Consider the following 19,391-nt stretch of genomic DNA (forward strand, 5'->3'; position numbering starts at 1 on the left):
TGCCCCTGATGGCCAACCCCCTGCGCATAGCCTCCCGCCGCAGCCAGCTGGCCATGGTGCAAACCAATTGGGTGCGCGATGAACTGATCCAGGCCCACAACGGCCTGGAGATCACGATTGAAGCGATGGCCACCCAGGGAGACAAGATTCTCGATGTGGCCCTCGCCAAGATCGGCGACAAAGGCCTTTTTACCAAGGAGTTAGAGGCTCAGATGCTTGTTGGACAGGCTGATATCGCCGTCCATAGCCTCAAGGATCTGCCAACCAACCTGCCCGAGGGGCTGATGCTTGGCTGCATCACTGAGCGGGAAGATCCCGCGGATGCCTTGGTGGTGCATGAACAACACCGCGATAAGAGCCTGGCAACCCTGCCCGCAGGCGCCGTGGTGGGCACCAGTTCCCTGCGCCGTCTAGCCCAGCTGCGCCACCACTTCCCGCACCTCAGCTTTAAGGATGTGCGCGGCAACGTAATCACCCGTCTGGAGAAACTTGATGCTGGTGAGTACGACTGCCTGATCCTGGCGGCCGCTGGCTTGGGACGGCTTGGTTTGGGGGATCGCATCCACGAACTGATCGACCCCTCCATTTCCCTCCACGCCGTTGGCCAGGGTGCCTTGGGTATTGAGTGTCGAGAGGGGGATGCCGCCGTGCTCGAGCAGATCAAGGTGTTGGAGCACCAGCCCACCGCCCGTCGCTGCCTGGCTGAGCGAGCCTTTTTGCGTGAGCTGGAGGGGGGCTGTCAGGTGCCCATCGGCGTTAACAGCCGCTTCGTCGGAGATACGCTTGTATTAACGGGAATGGTTGCAAGCATCGACGGCCTGCGCCTGATTCGCGATGAGGCTTGCGGTCCCCAGGCCGACCCTGAGGCCATTGGGATCGCCCTTGCCCATGCTTTGAAGGCCCAGGGCGCAGGCGAGATACTGGAGGAGATTTTTGCAACTGTCCGGCCCGAAGCCTGAACCAGCGCCAGCGGCGGCCAGCCCCGTTGAAGCCGAGGCCCGCGCCCTTCCCTATCAATGGAATCTGCTGGCCTGGGCTGCCCTGATTGGGGTGCTCACGGGACTGGCAGTGGTGGCCTTCCACGAATTGCTGGGCTTCATCAATAACGGGCTTTTTGGACCTTTTGTGGAGGGGCTCCTAACGGTTGGTCGTAGCCAGCCGCCGGAGTTAGCAATCGAATTGCCGCTAGCGGCTGCTCCTGATACGGGCACACCTCTGCGGGCCCTGCTCCAGGTGGGTCTCGGCGGGCTTGGCTTCCTGCCACCGCCCCCGGCCGTTCCCGAGCCGCTGCCCCTGCCGGTTTCCTCCCTGCCCGATTGGATAAGTCTTTGGCCGGTGGTTGTGGTGCCCACCCTGGGGGGCTGGGCCGTTGGTCTTTTGCGCCGCTATGGCGGTGATCTGGGCCCTGGCCTACCCAGCCTGATGGCGATGGCCGATGGCGCCGTTAGCGCTCGGCCCCGCTTGCCCGTTCAGCGCCTGCTGGGTGCATCCATTAGCCTGGGCAGTGGTGCCTCCCTCGGCCCGGAGGGGCCCAGCGTTGAAAGTGGCGGCAATATCGGTCTGTGGGTAGCCCTGCGCGGCGGGCTCTCGCCCCAGAGCCAGAAAGCCCTGGTGGCTGCGGGAGTGGCCGCAGGCCTGGCGGCGGGGTTCAAGGCACCCATCGCCGGGGTGTTTTTTGCTTTTGAAGGAAGCTTCAGTGCCGTTCAGGGCCGGCCCAGCTTGCGGGCGGTGCTGGTGGCGGCGGTGGCTTCCTCGCTGGTCACCCAATTGCTGCTCGGCGACACACCGATTTTGCGCTTGCCTGCTTATGAGGTGCGCTCACCGCTGGAGTTGCCCCTTTATCTGGGCTTAGGCCTGGTGGCCAGCTTGATGTCCTGGGCCTTGGTGAGCCTGCTGGCTGCAGGCCGCAGCGAGCGGCTTCAGGCCTGGCTGGGCCAGCTGCCGCCAGGCCTGCCCACCGCCCTAGGGGGTGCCTCTGTGGGTGTGATGGCTCTGGGTTTTCCCCAGGTGCTTGGTGTCGGCTACGACACGATTGAGGCCCTGCTTGGCAGCGAGGGTGGCGTGCCCCTGCTCACCTTGCTGGTATTGCTGGGCGTCAAGCTTTTAGCAACTGGTATCAGCAATGCCACCGGCTTTGTTGGCGGTGGTTTTGCCCCATCCCTCTTCCTGGGAGCGGTGCTCGGCAACTGCTACGGCCAGCTGCTTGGTGATAGTGGCCTGCACCTGCCGGTGGCTGAGCCACCCGCTTACGCCATGGTGGGCATGGCCGCCGTGCTAGCCGGTAGTGCCCGGGCTCCTCTGACGGCCCTGTTGCTGCTGTTTGAGCTCACCCGCGATATTCGAATTGTGCTGCCGCTGATGGCCGCCGCAGGTCTCAGTGCTGCCTTGGTGGAGCGCTGGCAGGGCCTGGCTGATCCGGGTCTACTTGGGCCTGACCCCCAAGAGGAGCATCGCCGCCGCCAGTTGGCCGCCCTGCAGGTGTCTGAGGCGTTCGAGCCGGAGGCCCCCCTGGTGCTGGCAGCTGAGTTACCAGCCCAAAAGGCCTTGCTTCAGCTGGTGGAGGCCCACGGCCACTGTCTGGTGGTGGCTGATGGGGCTTGGGTGGTGGGGCTGGTCACCCTGGCTGATCTGCAGCGGGCCCTGAGTGCCGAGCGGGAGTTCAATCACGACGGCTCTTTACCGGTGCCCACCTTGCTCTCCTGTCGCCGCAGTGACTTGGTATGGCTGCCGATGTCTGCCCAGCTTGCTCAGCTGGAAGACCAGCTCAGGCCAAATGGCTTGCGCCAATTGCCGGTTTTTGATGTGCCGGCTGCGGCGGCGGCAGCCCTGCCCCATGGACTTCCCAATCCCGGTTTGCCGGTTGCTTCTCTACGTGGCTTGGCAAGCCGCGATGGCATGGCCCGGGCCCTAGCGCGCCAGCTCACAACCGCTGGGGATTGGGCTCAAGATTGAGTCTGCAGCTGGCTACAGAGCGCCTGGGCTGCTGGATCAACCGCACTTAACCTGGCAAGTATCCGCTCCAAATCAAGGGGTGAAAGCTCGCCGTCACTGGCCCACTTCAAGGTGGTGCTCACTTGGGGTTCGCAGGAAGGATTGGAGTGGGGAACCGCAGACATAGACGCAGTCTAAAGGCCTCATGCCTTGTTTTGGCCTTATAAGGTACGCCGATAACCCCAACTTGCGGCCGCAGCTGGGGTTATCTCCAGAATATTTTCCGACAATCGGCTGGCTTCAGCGCTGCACGATTACTGGCGTACCGACTTCCACCTGATCAAATAAGGAGCGCACATGCTCGTGGAGCATGCGCACGCAGCCATTGGTAACGGCTGCGCGTGATGTCACCGTCCAGGACCAAGCATTTGGCGTGCCATGGATGCCGTACTGGTTGAGTCCGCTTTTCTGGAATCCAAGCCAGCGATCGCCTAAGGGGCCATTTGGGCCGACGGTGGCGTTGATCTTGCCACTTTTGGTGCTCTGGTATTTGGGATTAACAACCTTGTTTTGGACCGAGAAGCGCCCTACTGGTGTGGGGGTGCTGGGATCGCCAATCGCCACTGGCCAACTGCCCAGCACCTTGCCGCCTTCACGCAGGCTGATCGTGCGCTTGTCAAGCTGAAGCACAATTTCCCGGCTGTTGCTCTGGGCCTGGACAGGGGTCCAAGCCGGAGCCATCGCCAGGGCTGCTGCGGCAATCCAGAGCGGTTTGAGGTAGTCAGCCATGGTGATAAGGGCGCTTAGTTAACCAGTTTGGCGTCGATGATATGGAGATAGCGCCGTTCGCACTCCTTAATGATGCTCACAGCTTCTGCTGGCTCCAAGAAGCCATTGACCTTGCAGGTGCCGGGTTTTTTGAGGTCTTTGTAGTGCTCCCAGTAGTACTGGGTTTCCGTGACCCACTGCTCACCAAGCTGGGTGAAGCTGGTGATGTGGTCCATGCGCTTGTCATCGGCCAATACGGCGATCACCTTGTCGTCGACCTCGCCGCCGTCGTCAAAGGTCATGATGCCGATGATCCGAGCTTCCACCAGCGATCCCGGCACTAGGGGCTCGGTGACACCGACAATTTCAATATCTAGGGGATCGCCGTCCTCGTCCCAGGTGCGGGGGATACAGCCGTAGGCGAAGGGGTAGGCCAGCGACGAGTAGCCGACGCGATCCAGCTTGAGGTGGCCTGTTTCCGTGATCAGTTCGTACTTGTTGATCGTCATGGAGTTGAGCTCCACGATCGCGTTCAAGCGCAGCTCTGCTTCATCAGCGAAGGCCGGCAGCACGTGCAGCAGGTTGAGCATCGTGCGGCTCGGGGCGTGGTCGATGTTCGCCATGAAGCGGAATTTGAGTGGCTAAGCGGCATCCTAAGTATCTGCCTGCAGGCGCTCCAGCTTGTTGCGCAGATAGCTAAGGAAGGCTGCTGCGCTGAGGCTCTGGCCACTCACCTGTTCCACCAGCTCTTCCGCATTGACACTGCGGCCCAGGGGATAAACCCTGCTGGCCAGCCAGTCCCGCAGGCTGCTCTCCTTACCAGCAGAGATCGCGGCCTCGATGGCACCTGGGCCGCCAAGCTCCTGCTCCATGGTTTCCGCGAGTTGGGCGCTGATCAGATGGCCCAGGGCATAGCTGGGGAAATAGCCAAACAGGCCTTCTGCCCAGTGGATATCTTGCAGACATCCCTCCGAATCGCTTGAAGGGGTACGGCCCAGCAGCTCGCCCATGCGGCGGTTCCATAAACCTGGAAGCTCCGCCACCGGCAGCTCCTGCTCGAGCAGGGCCAGCTCCAGCTCAAAGCGCAGCACGATGTGTAAGCAGTAGCTGAGCTCGTCGGCTTCCACCCGAATCAGGCCGGGCCGCAGGGGATTGAGCCCTCGCCAGAAGCCGTGGGCTCCACCCCAGGGATCACTGCCACCGCCACTGCCACCACCGCTCCCTAAGCCAGTGCAGAAGCGCGGATGCCAGCGTTCGGCGAAGGCGCGGCTGCGGCCCACGCGGCATTCCCAGAACAGCGACTGCGACTCGTGCACCCCCATCGAGGTGGCCTCACCCAGGGGCCAGGGGAAGTAGTGGTTGCCCGTGCGGGGCAGGCCCTGTTCATATAGGGAGTGGCCCCATTCATGGGCGGTGGCAAGGAAGGCCGAGAGGGGCTGATCCGGCACCACCCTGGTGGTGATGCGGAAGTCCTGGGGGCCCACGGTGCAGGAGAAGGGATGGGCCGAGCGGGAGCGTTGGCAGTAGGCCGGGTTGTAGCCCCAGCTGTTGAGCAGCTCGGTGCAGAGATTTTCCTGCAGGGCTTCGGGTAGCTCTGGCAGGGGGGATACCTGGGTTGCTGCTGCCTGCTGGAGCAGGACGGGCAGCTCGTCCTGCAGTGGGGCAAACAGCTGCTGCAGCCGTTCTTTGCTGACGTCGGGCTCAAACGGCTGGGCCAGGATTTCCCAGGGGCTGCGGTGTTGAACTTCAGCGGCGGCAAGTTGGGTCGCTTGTTCACGGCGGAGGCCGATCAGGCTTTCCAGTGCCGGAGCAAAGATGCTGAAGTCGCTGCGGCGCCTTGCCTCCTGCCAAATGGCATTGCCGCGCGACTGGGCTTGGGCGATCTGGGCTACTAGCTGGGGATCTAGGCAGCGCTGGCGATTTAGCTCAAGCCGCAGTAGCTGCAAGTTGCGGCGCACCGCCGCCGGGGTGCTGGCTTGCAGCTCGGCTTCCGCCGCCTCGACCAGATCGGCGTAAGCAGGGCTGCTCTGGCGTTCGTGTAGCTGACTGGCCAACAGGGCCAGTTGGTCGCCACGCCATTCGGCACCGGCCGCCGGCATCACCGTGTTCTGGTCGTAGTAGAGGGCACTGCTGATTGAGCCCAGCAGCTGGCTCTGGCGCAGATGCTCCTGCAGCTGATCTAGGGGCGATTTTGGCTGCGCCATGGGGAACTTTTGCTAGGGCCATTCTTCCGACTTCAGGCCCGGCGCGCTCAGGCTGATTGCAGTTGGGCTAACTGGTTCTCGAGACGTCGCTTGAGTCGGGTCTGGACCAAGGAGCAGAGCTCGTCTACCAAGGCGCCTTCGGCACTCCAAATGGTGCGCACCCCATCGCGCTCGCAGCGCACTAGGCCAGCCCGCTGCAGTTGGCCGAGCTGGCGGCTGATGTGGGATTGGGAGAAGCCAGTGGCTTCGATCAGTGCTGCCACATCCATGGGCCCTGCCCTGAGCTGACAAATCAACTGGAGGCGCGCCGGCTCGCTCAGCAAACGGAAAAACTGGCAGTACTCCTCCAGCAACTGGGGAGACGGCATGGAGCTGGAATGAGCCATCTATTGATTATGTCGCAGCTATGTCGCAAGCCGCATTCCCCCGACCAACCCCGAACGCGACGCCTTTATGCGGCTATGGTCATAGCAAGCTGCAATGCCGCGATGGTTGTCGCCCCGTTTACGCCGATCTACCTGCGGGCAGCGGCTGGAGGGAGATCCCTGCTCTTCCGCCAGCTTTTTGATGCCCAGACCGGCACCTTCACCTACTTACTAGGCGATGTTTCCAGTCGCCAGGCGGTGATCATCGATTCGGTGTTTGAGCGCCATGGCCGCGATCTTGCCCTACTCCGTGAGCTGGGGCTCGAGCTGGTGGCCTCCCTCGATACCCATGCCCACGCCGACCACGTCACCGGCAGCTGGCTGCTGCACGAGGCCACTGGCTGTGCAATTGGCCTGGCTGCAGCCGCTAGGGCGAAAAACGTGACCATGCCTCTGCAGCACGGGGATCGGCTGTCCTTTGGTGTTCGCTGGCTCGAGGTGCGCAGCACCCCAGGTCATACCAATGGCTGCCTCAGTTTTGTGCTCGACGATCAGTCGATGGCATTCAGTGGTGACGCCTTGCTGGTGCGGGGCTGCGGTCGCTGTGACTTTCAGCAGGGCAACCCCCATATCCTCTGGGCATCGATTACCCAGCAACTCTTCAGCCTGCCCGACTCCTGCTTGCTCTATCCAGGGCACGACTACGAGGGCCGCACGGTCAGCTCGGTAGTTGAAGAAAAAGCCTTCAACGCCCGCCTGGGCGGTATGGCCACCGAAAGGGATTTCGTTGGTCACATGGAGTCCATGCAGTTGCCCCACCCCCACAGGATCGCCGAAGCCCTGCCGGGCAACATGCGCTCTGGCAAGCCCATTGATCAGGACGTCACCAGCCCTGCTGCAAACCCATGTTGGGCGCCATTGCAACGCAGCTATGCGGGCCTGCCCGAACTTCCCCCCGCCTGGGTGGCATCCCACCGTGATTGCCTCACCTTGCTGGATGTGCGTTCGGCTGAGGAATATGGCGGCCCCGACGGTCGGGTGGAGGACAGCCTGCTGATTCCCCTGCCGGAACTGGAAGGTCGCATCTCCGAACTTCCCGTAAATCAACCGGTGGTGGTGGTCTGCCACTCCGGCAGCCGCTCGGCCCTGGCTACCCAGCAGTTGCTTAAGGCCGGACTCCGCCAGGTGGCAAACCTCCACGGCGGTCTGGCCCGCTGGGCGGATGAGGGCTACCCGCTGCAAGGCGTCACTTCCAACTGATCAACCTCCTTATCAGTCATGACACCAGACCTCGATACCCGTCTCAATGCCCAGGCCCTAGCCCAGTTGGTGCGAGACGGGCACACCAGCCCCCTTGCCGATCTAGATGGCGGCATCCCCAGCTGGGAGCAGGCTGGTTTGCCGCTGCACAGGCTCAACAACGCCCCCCTGCCGCTGATGCGCCAGGTTCAGATCGCCGCTGGCTCTTTGGTGCTGCTCGGTCTGGGCCTCGGCAGCTGGGTGGCGCCGGCTTGGATTCTGCTCAGCTGGTTGGTGGGAGTCGGCCTGGTGTTTGCTGGCATCAGTGGTTTTTGTGGCATGGCCCGCCTGCTGGCCCTGATGCCCTGGAACCGGGTTTCGATTTGATGGCAGCAGGCGCTTGCCCATAACACCTGGATGGATGCAGGCGCTCCACTACAAATCATGCCCAGCGGTTGATCACTCTCTGGATTGCCTGGTTGCTGGCCATGCTGTTCCATGTGGATTTGGGCTTGATGCCCTTATTCCACGGGCAGTCACCCGAGATCAACAGCCAAGTCCCATTGGGAGCCTTGCCGCTGCTGCTTGGTGCCATGCTCGGCTATTTTTTCCTGCCATTACTGGCAATCGTGCTGATCTCTTTCGCTGATTCAGCCATCGGTCCAGGGATTCGCTGGCGGCTGTTGAGGCGGCTGCACTTTTGGCTAAGTGTAGTTTACCTAATCACTAATACACTGCATCTTCTGGCAGATATCTTGGTGCCAGATGCACGCCTTGATCAGATCGTGCTGATGGCGGTGATGACCCTGCTTGGGTTGTTGATCAATATTGAAAGCTGACACTGGTGGCGCCAACATCACTGAAGAAATGCCTACTTGAATAGCTGGCCGCTTTGTCTTTTCGCAACCTTTTAGTCTTTGTATTTTGCATTGGCTGGCGAGGCCGATAAGCCCTGAAGACAATTATTTATTCCCAGAGCTCCAGCCTTAATGAATCCAGCTTTCGAACGGCTGGCCGCACTGACCCAACGGGGGAGGTGGCCACCGCACGGCCTGGCAACCTGGAATGCTGCGACGCTTCTGGGACACCGGGACGCTTTGGCAAAATTAGCCTTAGCTCTCAATCACTAATTCACCAATCCAACCCTTGGCCCAGTCCATTATCTCACAATCCTGTGGTGAAGCATTGACGTTTAGGTGTTGATATCCGATTGCACGTCCTCCACTAGTATTGGCATAGATTTATCACATCAGCTCAGGTCCCTTCACAATCATGCCAAGAATTACCGTTGAGCTCTCCATAGAGGAGCATCGGGCTTTAAAACTTTTAACCATTCTCGAGGGCAAGAAACTTGGTGCCGTCTTAAAAGAGGCAATTAATTCCTACCTTGTGGAAAAGGGTGCTCACGATCTCGAGGTCAAAGGCAAGCAGTGATTTCAGTTGAGCGTATCGGGTGTTGCCGCCACCAGAAGATCAAGCGCCTCGCGATCTTTGAGCTGATTAAACGCTGCACACCACATGCCCACGGATTAAAGTTGCTTCACCAGCATCAGGATTTCGAGTTAATCGACTTGCTGGCCCAGTTGCTTGGCCGTTTCGCCATACCGCAACCTTTCCTGCCGAAATAGCGCCGATCGCGAGCTCGGGTTGCAGAGAATTGGCCACCTTTCGCACCGACCGGGTGGCCACGGGAAGCCGCAATTACCCGCCAATGGCGACGGCTACCGGAGAGCACTCCAATTCTCTTTTAGTGCATGAGTGGATCAGAACCGCCCTAAGCGCGTTGCTGGGCCAGGTTGCCGCACTGGCTGCTCGACTAGGCGCGGCTGCGTCTTTTCGGCTATTACAGGAAGACCTTGACGCTTAGACATGCGCCGCATTGCTGCATTTCCCTGTCTTTTGACCCTTTGTACTACTGCTTCCCTGCTTGCACCCTGCGCAGCCCAGGCTGGCCAAACAGACGCCAAGGCCGCGCCCACCAGTGGCACCGTTGAATACAAGTCGAACGTCTCTGAAGTGGACTCCTGCAATCAGGCCCAATACCGCATGCCAGCCAATGCAACCGCTACGGCCATGCGGCTCTCAACTGCCATCAAAGGTGAATACGCCACCTTCACCTGCCGGGTGAAGTGGAGCCTCTCGCCCGCTGCTCGGCCCACCTATCGCCCGATTTTGTTCTCCCCTTCAGCCTGACCCCCATGCCCCGTACGAATCAGCCATCTCCGCGCACCGTCAAGTTGCAGATCCTTGGCGCAGTGTTTGTGCCAATGGGATTGCTAGGCCTATGGCTTTATTCCAAAGGCTTCTGGTGAACGCTTAAAGGCGCTTCCTCGGACTCGCGATTGCGGCGATGGCTTCCAGAGGTGATGTACCGCATGGATCACCACGCCCCAGATCAGCAGGTCGGGATCGTCGCCTTGCAAGGCAATGGCGGGGCTAGTGGCATCGCTGGCTACCAGGCGCCAATGGGGAGGTGTTCCCTCCAGTCGCCGCAGCAGAAAGCGCCCCTCGTGCACGGCGACCACGATGGAGCCAGAACGGGGACCCACACTGCGGTCGACCACTAATAGATCGCCGTGATGAATGCCCTCTCCGCGCATGGCATCGCCGTCTACCCGCATCAAAAAGGTGGAGCTCGGTCGCGGAATCAGGGCTCCGTTTAGATCGATTGTTGCCTCGATGTAGTCATCGGCAGGGCTGGGAAAGCCTGCGGCCACGGTTTCGCCGGCCAGGGGCAAAAGCAGGGGCTCGAGGTCGTGATGCGCTGGCTGCAAGGGACCAAGCCAGATCAGATCGCTCGCCATGGCAATCCCCGAAGGCCGTCACACTAGCGCAAAATAGTACGCCTATACCCTTTTGCGCTGTGGTCGCGGCTCAATCGCCGCAGCCCCTGCGCACCACCTCGTTGCGCAGGGCGGCTAAATCGCCTGCATCGGGGAGCTGGGGTTCAAACAGCAGAGCCCAGGCCAGCGACACATCTCCTGCTTCCAGGGCCGTTTCGATCGCTGCCAGCCAGGCAGGGGGGCTCTGGCCTAGGGAGAGGATCAGGGCCGCGGTGCGGGCCATCCGCTCGGCGTCCGCACCCACTAATTGCACTTGGGCAAAGCTGCCCTCTGCCGCCTGCTCAGGTCTCAGGCGCAGCAGCACCACCTCGCCGGGGGCAATGGGGGCCAGGGGCCAGGCCAGGGGGGCGCGGAAGGGGCGCCCGGCAGGCGCAAGCTGCTGCCAAACCAGCAGGCCCTGGCGCTCGATGCGGAGCTCCAGCAGGGGTTCGACCACTACGAGCAGGGGCCTGGGTGTGGGCACCAGGCCAATGGCATCACCTTCTGTCACCGGCTCCACCCGGGGGGTCACCACGCAGACCGCTACTGGATCCACCGGCCGCTGCAGGGCCTGGGCAGAGTTGGCAAGCAGCCAGCCCAGCCCAAGGATCATCAGCAGGGCTGGGCGAAGGTGCTGCTTGCTCAACTGAAGCTGCCGAATGCCGTGCCAGAGAGAAGATCGCCAAAACTACCCACGGGCGTGTAGCCACCGCTGCGGCGCATCAGCACTTTCAAAAAGGTGGTGTTGAAGTCGACGGTTTCAAGAAACCGCACCCCCACATAGGAGGCTGACTCCAGCCGATCGACCCAGAGGGAGCTGGCCCGCAGCCGGATCGGATCGCCGAAGATGGGGTGTTGAATCGTGAGGGTGCCGACCAAACCAGGCACTACAGGCTCGCGGATGGGAAACAGCAGGCAGGCACCAGAGGAGCTCACATCCCAAAGGCGACCAATAAACGAAATCGGATCGACATGAAAGTCGATCTGAATTGTCATGCTTATTGAGGGCACGATGTGCCTTTCCTCTTTCCTTGGGGAAGGATCCGGCATCAAGTCAAATGCAGGCGAATATTAGCAAACATCCGCGTGTTCACATCACCCAATAATTTGATCCCATTGTACTGAGGCGACTCGAAAAACCAACTGAGAAGAGGCTGAAAATTTTTATCTTGGCCAGGAGGTATTCAACCCGCGGCGCGGCTTAGGGCACCGCCGCAGCTGGAGCCCCCTCCGGCGGTGCAGCCAAAACAATGATCCGCCACTGCCACCCCATCTCCCTGCGGATCCCAGACCAGCAGTTCGCCAAGATGGCGCCTGGACCGGCCAGCTGCGTTCAGTCCAAGCTGCTGGTTGAAATCGCAGTCATAAAGCCAGCCCTGCCAGTCGACACTGATCAGGGAGCGACACATGACCCGCTCGAGATTCGCGCCGCAGTGCTTGTTTTGCAACAGGGCTTGGTAGGCCTCCAGCTTTCCCTGGGCTTGAAGCCAGCTGGCAAAACGCTGGATCGGCATGTTGGCAAGGGCGTAGAGGCTGGTGAACACCACCCCGTAGTCGGCGGCGAGCACCCGGCAGTAGTCGGCCTCCAGCTGGGCTTGGGGAGGGGGCAGGTCAGGCCCCTGGGGGTTGTAGACGAGCTGCAGCTCTAGGCCGCTGCCTGGCTGGCCGTAGCCAAGGGCATTGAGCTGACGTAGAGCCTCGATGCTGCGCTGAAACACGCCGCTGCCTCGCTGGCGATCAACATTTTCGGCGGCGTAGCAGGGCAGGGAGGCCACCACCGTGACGCCCTGATCCGCCAGGAAACGGCCTAAATCAGCCTGGCCGGGTTCCGACAAAATCGTGAGGTTGCAGCGATCGAGCACCTCGACGCCAAGCTGGCGGGCAGCCACCACCAGCTCCCTGAACTGGGGATGGAGCTCCGGCGCTCCACCGGTGAGGTCGAGGCAGCTCAGCTGGCGAGCCGCCAGAACATGCGGGATCAGGGCCAGGGTGGCCGGATCCATCATTTCGGTGCGGGATGGTCCAGCGTTGACGTGGCAGTGACTGCAGGCCTGGTTACAGCGGTAACCGAGGTTCACCTGCAGGGTTGTCAGGGGTCCCCGCTGCAGCGGCGGGAAGGCCGTTGCTGGCCCTTGGGCTCCTGTTAGGGGCGGGGCGTAATGGAGTTGCAATCCCCGTCCATTTGCGAACACCACCATCCTGCCGCCTACCCATGAACGAGCATGGTGAGTCGCTGGAACCGAGTTTGCGATGTTGCAGCAGCCCCCCCGCGGCTACGTGACCCTGGCTCGCCTGGGATTGGTGGCCAATGGCCTGGCCATTCCCCTCGGCCTGGCGGTAATCCTGCTGGATCCAACCTGGCGCACGGCCAATCTCGTTGTGGGCGCCAGTGCCGTGCTGCCTACGGCCGTGGTGGGCCTGGTGGGCTCGATCGCCCTGCTCAAGTGGCGTGCCTGGGGACAGATCCTGGCGATCGTGGCCCTGTCTATGGCCCTGGCGGTGGGGCTGCCTTACGGAATCGTGCGCATGGCGCTGCTCAGTGAGGGCCGATTGCTCACCGCAGTGCTGTCTGGCTTGCTTTGGGCGGCTACCACTGCTGCGCTGGTGTTCTGGAGTCGATCCAGCATTCGCCGCTACTTGATCTGAGCTGGCCGGTCTGTCGCCGTAGCCACCAGCCCTCGAGCACGGGGTTTATTTTGTAGCAACGGCTACATAAGCGGACGGGAATGCCGCATTGGATGCCCCCATAAAGCGTTTTTAAATCGATCCCATGCCCAGCTCGCACCGTTACGCCGCCCTGCAACAGATTCAGCGGCGACGCCCGGTGGCGACAACTGCTGCAGCTTCCTTCGATGAGCTGTGGGCTAGCGATGTATTCGGCCTTGAGGCGATGAAGGAGGCCTTGCCTGGACGCATTTTTAAGTCGATCCAGCGCACCATTCGGGAGGGCGGCAAGCTCGATTTGTCGTTGGCCAACGCCGTGGCCGACGCCATGAAGACCTGGGCTACCGGTCGTGGAGCGCTGTATTACGCCCACGTTTTTTATCCGCTCACAAACTCAACGGCCGAGAAGCACGACGGCTTCATTTCGCCCAAAAGTGATGGTCGGGTGATCACCGAATTCACCGGCAAGCTGCTGGTGCAGGGGGAGCCAGACGGCTCCTCCTTCCCCAATGGCGGCATCCGCTCCACCTTTGAGGCCCGCGGCTACACCGCTTGGGACATCACCAGCCCCGCCTACCTGATGCAGACCCCCAATGGGGTCACCCTCTGCATTCCCACCGTTTTCGTTTCCTGGACCGGTGAGGCCCTAGATAAAAAAACACCGCTGCTGCGCTCCAACGCCGCTATGAACCGACAGGCCCAGCGCCTGCTGCGTCTACTCGGTGAAACCGACGTAGCTCCGGTGAACTCCAGCTGCGGCGCCGAGCAGGAGTATTTCCTGGTCGACAACGCCTTCGTCGCCCTGCGCCCAGACCTACTCCTCGCTGGCCGCACCCTGTTTGGCTCCCCGCCCGCCAAGGGCCAGCAATTCGACGACCACTACTTCGGCGCCATCCCCGAGCGAGTGCAGGTGTTCATGCAGGACGTGGAGCAGCAGCTCTACCGCCTGGGCGTTCCCGCCAAGACTCGCCACAACGAGGTGGCACCTGGTCAATTCGAAATTGCGCCCTACTTCGAAGCCGCCAACGTCGCTACCGACCACCAGCAGCTCACCATGACCGTGCTCAAGAGCACGGCCAAAAAGCACGGCTTCTCCTGCCTGCTGCACGAAAAGCCCTTCGCGGGGATCAACGGCTCGGGTAAGCACGTCAACTGGTCGATCGGCAACGCCACCCAGGGCAACCTGCTCGACCCCGGCCAGACCCCCCATGACAACCTGCAGTTCCTGCTGTTCTGCGCCGCCGTAATTCGCGGCGTTCACAGCTACGGACCACTGCTGCGCTCTGTGGTGGCGACCGCCGGCAACGACCACCGCCTTGGTGCCAATGAAGCTCCCCCGGCGATCATCTCGGTGTATTTGGGCAGCCAGCTCGAGGACGTGTTCAACCAGATCCGCGAGGGCAACCTGCAGAGTTCCGCCAAAGGCGGCGTCATGACCCTGGGGGTGGACACCCTGCCGGAATTCACCAAAGACCCTGGCGATCGCAACCGCACCTCACCATTTGCTTTCACAGGCAACCGCTTTGAATTCCGCGCCGTTGGTTCCAACCAATCGGTAGCCGGGCCCCTGGTGGCGATGAACACGGTGCTGGCCGATTCGATCGGCTGGATTGCCGATCGGCTGCAGAGCCAGCTCGAAAGCGGCACCGCCCTAGGAGAAGCGGCCTTCAACGTGCTCCAGCAGGTGATGCGCGAGCACGGCTCCGTCGTGTTTGGCGGTGACGGCTACTCCAGCGAATGGCATCGCCTGGCTGTCGAAGAGCGTGGCCTGGAAAACCTGCGCACCTGCGCCGATGCCTTGCCAGTGCTGCAGCGCCAGGAGGTGCGCGAGCTTTTTGAGCGCCAAGGAGTCCTCAGTGCGGTGGAGCTTGAGAGCCGCTTTGAGGTGTACGCCGAGCAGTACGTGCTGGCGATTGAAGTGGAGGCAAAGCTGGCCCTGCAGATCGCTCGCACCCAGGTATATCCAGCGGCTGTGCGCTATCTAGGCGAGCTGGGCCAGGCCCTACAGGAGCAGCAGGCGATGGGTCTGCATCCCAATCTCAAATTGCGCAATCAGTTGGGCGAACTGCTAGAGCAGCTCAACAACGGTTGCGAGAGCCTCGATCAGTCCCTACATGCCGCGCCCCACGGCACCGAAGCCCACATGCGTCACTGCGCCGATAGGCTGATGCCGCTAATCGGAGACCTGCGTTCGGCGGTGGATGGTCTGGAAGGCTTGGTCGACGACGACCTCTGGCCCCTGCCCAGCTACCAGGAGATGCTGTTCATACGTTGATGCCTGGCGGCCTAGCAACCTGCAACACCGGAAGATGTTGTGAAGGTGACAGTTTCGATCTGGCACAAGGGCCATGATTACGAGCAGAGCAGCGAAGCCAGACATGCCAGCAGTGCGCACCCAATCCCCCAGCCATGTGCGGATCTACCGCCTAGTCGATCGTCAGGGCGCCCCCCATCCGGTGCTCGACGACCTCTACGAATCCCTCGATGCCGCATGGAGCGAAGCGCTGGGCTGGTGGAACGACCACTGCGGTGGCAGCTCAGGCCCTGTGGAGATTGGCGTTGAAGTGAGTACTGCCAGCGGCGACTGGCGCACCCTGCGATTTCCTGGTTGCTGAATCCCTTGCTGCTGCCACCTCTCTCGAGTTGCGCGAGACAGCTGATTCAGGTCACCTGCACGCCCTTCCAGAAGGCCACCCGGCCGCGGATGTTGGCGGCAGCCTCCTTGGGCTCTGGATAAAACCAGACCGCATTGGCGTTCACCTGGCCATTTACCACCAGGTCGTAGTAGTGAGCCGTGCCTTTCCAACCGCACACGCTGGTGTGGCTGGAGGGGCGGATGCAGTCGGGGTCAAGGGCTGCGGCGGGGAAATAGGCGTTGCCGTCAACCTTCACGATGTCATCGCTGCTGGCAATCACCTGACCATTCCACTGGGCTTGCATGGGTCTTGGGGCGCAATTAAGGGCTGATTGTGGCAAGCACCGGGGGTAGGGATGGGGGCGGCAGGTGGGGTGTGGGATCCAGGGCCAGCAACTCGGCGCCCTGGCGACGCAGTTCGAAGTGCAGATGGGGGCCCGTCGCCGAGCCGGTCATGCCCACCATGCCCAGCGGTTGCCCCTGCTCCAGCCAGACGCCGTTCACCACGATGGCGTCGTGCAGATGGGCATAGAGCGTCTGCCAACCCTCGCCATGGTCCAGCAGCACCGTGGTGCCGTAGCCACTGATCGACTCCACCAGCAGCACCCGTCCGGCCCGGGAGGCGAGCACCACCGTGCCCTGCGGCGCCGCCAGATCAATGCCGGTGTGCAGTCGCCAGGCCGAGCGGCGCTCCGAGTAGCGCCAGCCCCAGGGGTCCAGGCTTTCGGCGGGCTGGGCCAACGGGTAAGCCAGGGGCGGCGGTGCGTTATCCGGTGTTGATGTCTGCAAGTTGCCCCGGGCCAGAGATCCCTCCGATCCGGGGAGCCGCACATCAGGCACCGCCACTTGGCGGGGTAGATCCTGGGGCATCGCGGGCAGCAAAGCCTGGGGCTCAGCGGTCTGGGCCCGCAGCGACGACTGGCCCACAACCGCTGCCAAAAACAACGGCAACAGCACGGGCCAGCTCCGGTGGGTCATGGCTCAGGGGATCTGGCTCAGCGCCAATCGGGGTCGTAGATCCGCAGGGTGCCAAATCCCAGCGAAGCTGGCGAGGGGTTGGGGCCGGCTGGGTAGGCCGTCACCTGGAACATGTAGGTGTCGGAGACAGCCGGGTTGTTCCAGGGTTTGAGCACCACGGTGAGCGTGGCCCCGGGGGAAACGGGCTCAGGGAAGCTGAGGGTGAAGCGGCGCGCATCGCTATCGAACTGGGCCTGCACCGGCACGCGGGGACCCTGCTGGCGCGGCCGGCCCAAAAAGGCTGAGGTGCGATCCACAAAGAATGGAAAGCTGGTATCAACGCCGCGGGTCTGCTGAATGGTGAGGCCGCCGAGGGCGGCGCCGGCGTCGGCATCGAGGCTGATCGTGAAGTAGTACTCGGCGCTGGTCTGCCAGACGGTGGTGTAGTAGCTCACCAGATCAACCTTCCACGGAGCCTTGGTGAAGTAGGTGGCCCCCTTGAGTTCCAGGGCTCGAGCGGCGGGGATCGCAAGCGGCGAGAGTCCCTGGCCCCCGGCAACGCACGTGGCCAATGCCCAGCCGAGGGCGACGCATCGAAGACGGGGCACAGGCACTTGAGCGTTAGGTGGCTGGAAAAACGCTAGGGGCGGCCCGCAGGAATGGCTGGGGGTCCTGATCGCGGCGATGGGCCACCGGAATCGGCTGTCCTTGGGCCGTGCTGCCCTCGGGATCCAGGCTGGCGGTGGCCTCCAGGGCCTGGCGCAGGCGCCGGGCCGCATGCAGCGGCATGTCCCGGGGCACGCTGATGCGATCGCGCAGGTAGCGCAGGGCTGCCGCGCTCCCCGCCGGTGGTGGCAGGGGCATGGCGTGGATCAGGGCCGTGAGAGCTGTGCGGAGCGGGACATCGAAGTTTTCCGCTCCCAGGGGGCTGCGGCCAAGAATTGCCGCTCGGTGCTTGATCACCCGGCTGAGGGCAAAGGCTGCAGCATTGGCCGGTTCGGCCTGGCTGGTTTCCGGGTCGGGACTGCCCAAGGGCCAGGGGCCCCGATCGATTTGGGTGGCCAGTGCTTGTTGGTTGGCATCTCCGCTGGCATAGCAGCCACCCATCTGGGGCGGCAAATCGTGGGCGTGGGTGTGGAAGTCGCTCTGGGTGCCGAGGTAGCTGGGGCGCTGCTCCAGCCCCTCAAACCAGCGGCCAATGGCCGGATGCTCGCTGCGCAACAGAAAGCCCTTGTAGTAGGCCAGGCTTGCTGCCATGCGCTCCACGTAGGGCACGAACACCAGATCAGCCGTGCCTAGCTCGCCAAGCAGAAACGGCCCTCTTTGCTGGCTGAGCGCCTGCTCAAAGTTGCCTGCAATGCGCTGAAAAGCTGCCCTGGCAGCTTGCTCCTGGGCGGACCGCAGCCCCGGGCTGCAGAGCCATTGGCACCATGCCCGGAACAACAATCGCTCCAACTGGCGCAGGGGCACCACCGCCGGGTCGTTCATGCCGGGCCCTAGGGGCCCGAAGGCCCCCTCGAGGGCTTCAAGAATGCGATCGCTCTCAGTGATCAGGCGGCCATCGAGCTCAAGCGCCGGCAGCATCCCCGAAGGAACTAGCCGTTTGAACCAAGCCTCCTTTTCGCCGTAGCAAAACATGGTGACCTTGCGAATCCGGTAGGGGATCCGCTTCTCTTCGAGCCAAAGCCACACCTTCTGGCAGTAGGGGCACCAGGCATGGTGGTCGCGGAAAAGAGTGACCCGCACTGCCTCCTCCGGCTGACCAAACAAACGCAGCCGGGCCTGGGCGCTGGTGGGACCGTTGACTGGATCGGCTGGGGACGCACCGAAGCGTTCGAGCTCTTGCCAATCGAGCACTCCCTGGGCTGTCGACGCCATCCCTATCGCTGCAGCAGCCTTGGTTCTAGGAGCTCGCGGGGTGCTCGGTGGCCTAACTAACTTTCAAGAGCGAAGTTTCATACCAGAGATCCAATGTTCGACGCCTTCACCAAGGTTGTTGCCCAGGCTGATGCCCGTGGCGAATTCATCAACGCCGGCCAGATCGATGCCCTCGCAGCGATGGTTGCCGAAAGCAACAAGCGCATGGATACGGTGAACCGCATCACCTCCAACGCTTCTGCCATCGTTACCAACGCTGCCCGCGATCTCTTCGATCAGCAGCCCGCCTTGATCTCTCCAGGTGGCAACGCCTACACCAGCCGCCGCATGGCTGCTTGCCTGCGCGACATGGAGATCATCCTTCGCTACGTCACCTATGCCGTTTTCACTGGCGATGCTTCCGTGCTGGAAGACCGCTGCCTCAACGGCCTGCGTGAGACCTACCTCGCCCTCGGCGTTCCTGGCGCTTCTGTGGCAGAAGGCGTTCGCAAAATGAAGGACGCTGCTATCTCGATCGCTAACGATCGCAACGGCATCACCCCTGGCGATTGCTCCGCCCTGATGTCCGAAGTTGGCACCTACTTCGACCGCGCTGCTGCTGCAGTCGGCTGATTGGGCACAAGCCCAGCAATGTCCCTCTGGGAGGAGCCCAACAGCTCACCCAGAGAGTTTTTTGGTTTCCGGTTGCACTGGAGATCAAGAGCCAAGGGATGGGGCCAGGCAGCTCAGCTGAAGACCTCAATAGTGAGCATCAGGGCATCAATCACGAAGGATTGTTTCACTCAGCCGCAGACAACTAACTCGTGAACCGATCTAACCGTGAACGGATCCAACATCACAAAAATCTGAGGACCAGTCATGGAGTTGCCCAGTTAGCCCTCCAGACCCACTCTGCCGTCGATCCTCGGCGGCACCTCCGGCGGCTTCT

General features: G+C 62.1%; 22 protein-coding genes. 10 read left to right on the forward strand and 12 right to left on the reverse strand.

The genetic code is table 11. The features are described 5' to 3' along the window. The first annotated feature begins 8 nt into the window (after nucleotides 1–8). Nucleotides 9–959: a hydroxymethylbilane synthase gene (hemC, locus tag KBZ22_RS05775; protein WP_255021367.1), complete on the forward strand. Its 951-nt coding sequence runs from the start codon at nucleotides 9–11 to the stop codon at nucleotides 957–959. Continuing rightward, entirely contained in the window at nucleotides 934–2,952 is a 2,019-nt protein-coding gene (locus tag KBZ22_RS05780) for a chloride channel protein (protein WP_255021368.1), read from the forward strand. The genes hemC and KBZ22_RS05780 overlap by 26 nt, the downstream gene beginning before the upstream one ends. A 279-nt stretch (nucleotides 2,953–3,231) precedes the next feature. Here KBZ22_RS05780 and KBZ22_RS05785 read toward each other — a convergent pair whose 3' ends face one another. Genes KBZ22_RS05785 through KBZ22_RS05800 form a run of 4 tightly spaced genes read right to left on the reverse strand, consistent with a single transcriptional unit; the run spans nucleotide 3,232 to nucleotide 6,289 of the window. Next, a complete protein-coding gene (locus KBZ22_RS05785) occupies nucleotides 3,232–3,720 on the reverse strand; it encodes a L,D-transpeptidase (protein ID WP_255021369.1) in 489 nt (162 codons plus the stop codon). Nucleotides 3,721–3,734: 14 nt separating this feature from the next. Beyond that, nucleotides 3,735–4,322, reverse strand: coding sequence for an inorganic diphosphatase (locus KBZ22_RS05790; RefSeq protein WP_254941664.1), 588 nt, complete (start codon nucleotides 4,320–4,322; stop codon nucleotides 3,735–3,737). Nucleotides 4,323–4,352: 30 nt separating this feature from the next. After that, nucleotides 4,353–5,903, reverse strand: coding sequence for a carboxypeptidase M32 (locus KBZ22_RS05795; protein ID WP_255021370.1), 1,551 nt, complete (start codon nucleotides 5,901–5,903; stop codon nucleotides 4,353–4,355). Nucleotides 5,904–5,950: 47 nt separating this feature from the next. Beyond that, nucleotides 5,951–6,289 (reverse strand): helix-turn-helix transcriptional regulator, encoded by a 339-nt coding sequence (locus KBZ22_RS05800; RefSeq protein ID WP_255021371.1) that lies wholly within the window; start codon nucleotides 6,287–6,289, stop codon nucleotides 5,951–5,953. 102 nt (nucleotides 6,290–6,391) lie between these two features. Here KBZ22_RS05800 and KBZ22_RS05805 point away from each other — a divergent pair, with 102 nt between their 5' ends. The 4 genes from KBZ22_RS05805 (at nucleotide 6,392) to KBZ22_RS05820 (ending at nucleotide 9,700) form a co-directional block, all read left to right on the forward strand. After that, complete coding sequence (locus KBZ22_RS05805; RefSeq protein ID WP_255021372.1) at nucleotides 6,392–7,528, forward strand: rhodanese-like domain-containing protein; 1,137 nt, start codon at nucleotides 6,392–6,394, stop codon at nucleotides 7,526–7,528. An 18-nt stretch (nucleotides 7,529–7,546) separates the two neighbouring features. Beyond that, nucleotides 7,547–7,894: a YgaP-like transmembrane domain gene (locus KBZ22_RS05810; RefSeq protein ID WP_315858596.1), complete on the forward strand. Its 348-nt coding sequence runs from the start codon at nucleotides 7,547–7,549 to the stop codon at nucleotides 7,892–7,894. 101 nt (nucleotides 7,895–7,995) lie between these two features. Beyond that, entirely contained in the window at nucleotides 7,996–8,346 is a 351-nt protein-coding gene (locus KBZ22_RS05815; RefSeq protein ID WP_255021392.1) for a hypothetical protein, read from the forward strand. 1,030 nt (nucleotides 8,347–9,376) lie between these two features. Continuing rightward, on the forward strand, nucleotides 9,377–9,700 hold the full coding sequence (locus KBZ22_RS05820; protein WP_254961733.1) for a hypothetical protein: 324 nt from the start codon (nucleotides 9,377–9,379) through the stop codon (nucleotides 9,698–9,700). Nucleotides 9,701–9,789: 89 nt separating this feature from the next. Here the strand turns inward: KBZ22_RS05820 and KBZ22_RS05825 are convergent, their stop codons facing one another. From KBZ22_RS05825 to arsS, 4 genes are all read right to left on the reverse strand, one after another. After that, on the reverse strand, nucleotides 9,790–10,311 hold the full coding sequence (locus tag KBZ22_RS05825; protein WP_254941659.1) for a LexA family transcriptional regulator: 522 nt from the start codon (nucleotides 10,309–10,311) through the stop codon (nucleotides 9,790–9,792). Nucleotides 10,312–10,381: 70 nt separating this feature from the next. After that, on the reverse strand, nucleotides 10,382–10,975 hold the full coding sequence (locus tag KBZ22_RS05830) for a hypothetical protein (protein ID WP_255021373.1): 594 nt from the start codon (nucleotides 10,973–10,975) through the stop codon (nucleotides 10,382–10,384). Beyond that, the gene (locus tag KBZ22_RS05835) at nucleotides 10,972–11,379 is read right to left on the reverse strand and encodes a PilZ domain-containing protein (protein ID WP_255021374.1); all 408 of its coding nucleotides are present in this window, start codon (nucleotides 11,377–11,379) and stop codon (nucleotides 10,972–10,974) included. The genes KBZ22_RS05830 and KBZ22_RS05835 overlap by 4 nt, the downstream gene beginning before the upstream one ends. A gap of 134 nt (nucleotides 11,380–11,513) precedes the next feature. Beyond that, nucleotides 11,514–12,527, reverse strand: a complete 1,014-nt coding sequence (gene arsS / locus KBZ22_RS05840) for an arsenosugar biosynthesis radical SAM (seleno)protein ArsS (RefSeq protein WP_255021375.1) — start codon at nucleotides 12,525–12,527, stop codon at nucleotides 11,514–11,516. Between the two features lie 52 nt (nucleotides 12,528–12,579). On the opposite strand from arsS, the gene KBZ22_RS05845 reads away from it, so the two are divergent. The 3 genes from KBZ22_RS05845 (at nucleotide 12,580) to KBZ22_RS05855 (ending at nucleotide 15,608) form a co-directional block, all read left to right on the forward strand. Then, nucleotides 12,580–12,975: a Hepatitis C virus core protein gene (locus KBZ22_RS05845; RefSeq protein WP_255021376.1), complete on the forward strand. Its 396-nt coding sequence runs from the start codon at nucleotides 12,580–12,582 to the stop codon at nucleotides 12,973–12,975. 124 nt (nucleotides 12,976–13,099) lie between these two features. Beyond that, the gene (locus KBZ22_RS05850; RefSeq protein ID WP_255021377.1) at nucleotides 13,100–15,268 is read left to right on the forward strand and encodes a glutamine synthetase III; all 2,169 of its coding nucleotides are present in this window, start codon (nucleotides 13,100–13,102) and stop codon (nucleotides 15,266–15,268) included. Between the two features lie 103 nt (nucleotides 15,269–15,371). After that, nucleotides 15,372–15,608: a hypothetical protein gene (locus KBZ22_RS05855; RefSeq protein ID WP_106502412.1), complete on the forward strand. Its 237-nt coding sequence runs from the start codon at nucleotides 15,372–15,374 to the stop codon at nucleotides 15,606–15,608. A 46-nt stretch (nucleotides 15,609–15,654) separates the two neighbouring features. Here KBZ22_RS05855 and KBZ22_RS05860 read toward each other — a convergent pair whose 3' ends face one another. Genes KBZ22_RS05860 through KBZ22_RS05875 form a run of 4 tightly spaced genes read right to left on the reverse strand, consistent with a single transcriptional unit; the run spans nucleotide 15,655 to nucleotide 18,463 of the window. Beyond that, a complete protein-coding gene (locus KBZ22_RS05860; protein WP_254941654.1) occupies nucleotides 15,655–15,933 on the reverse strand; it encodes a DUF427 domain-containing protein in 279 nt (92 codons plus the stop codon). Nucleotides 15,934–15,949: 16 nt separating this feature from the next. Beyond that, complete coding sequence (locus KBZ22_RS05865; RefSeq protein WP_255021378.1) at nucleotides 15,950–16,606, reverse strand: M23 family metallopeptidase; 657 nt, start codon at nucleotides 16,604–16,606, stop codon at nucleotides 15,950–15,952. A gap of 17 nt (nucleotides 16,607–16,623) precedes the next feature. Then, nucleotides 16,624–17,157: a DUF2808 domain-containing protein gene (locus tag KBZ22_RS05870; protein WP_255021379.1), complete on the reverse strand. Its 534-nt coding sequence runs from the start codon at nucleotides 17,155–17,157 to the stop codon at nucleotides 16,624–16,626. A gap of 49 nt (nucleotides 17,158–17,206) precedes the next feature. Continuing rightward, nucleotides 17,207–18,463: a glutathione S-transferase family protein gene (locus tag KBZ22_RS05875; protein WP_255021380.1), complete on the reverse strand. Its 1,257-nt coding sequence runs from the start codon at nucleotides 18,461–18,463 to the stop codon at nucleotides 17,207–17,209. Between the two features lie 93 nt (nucleotides 18,464–18,556). Here KBZ22_RS05875 and KBZ22_RS05880 point away from each other — a divergent pair, with 93 nt between their 5' ends. After that, a complete protein-coding gene (locus tag KBZ22_RS05880; protein WP_255021381.1) occupies nucleotides 18,557–19,075 on the forward strand; it encodes a phycocyanin subunit beta in 519 nt (172 codons plus the stop codon). Nucleotides 19,076–19,391 lie beyond the last annotated feature (316 nt).

Origin of the sequence: Cyanobium sp. L1E-Cus (assembly GCF_024345755.1) — a bacterium.
Lineage (GTDB): Bacteria > Cyanobacteriota > Cyanobacteriia > PCC-6307 > Cyanobiaceae > Cyanobium_A > Cyanobium_A usitatum.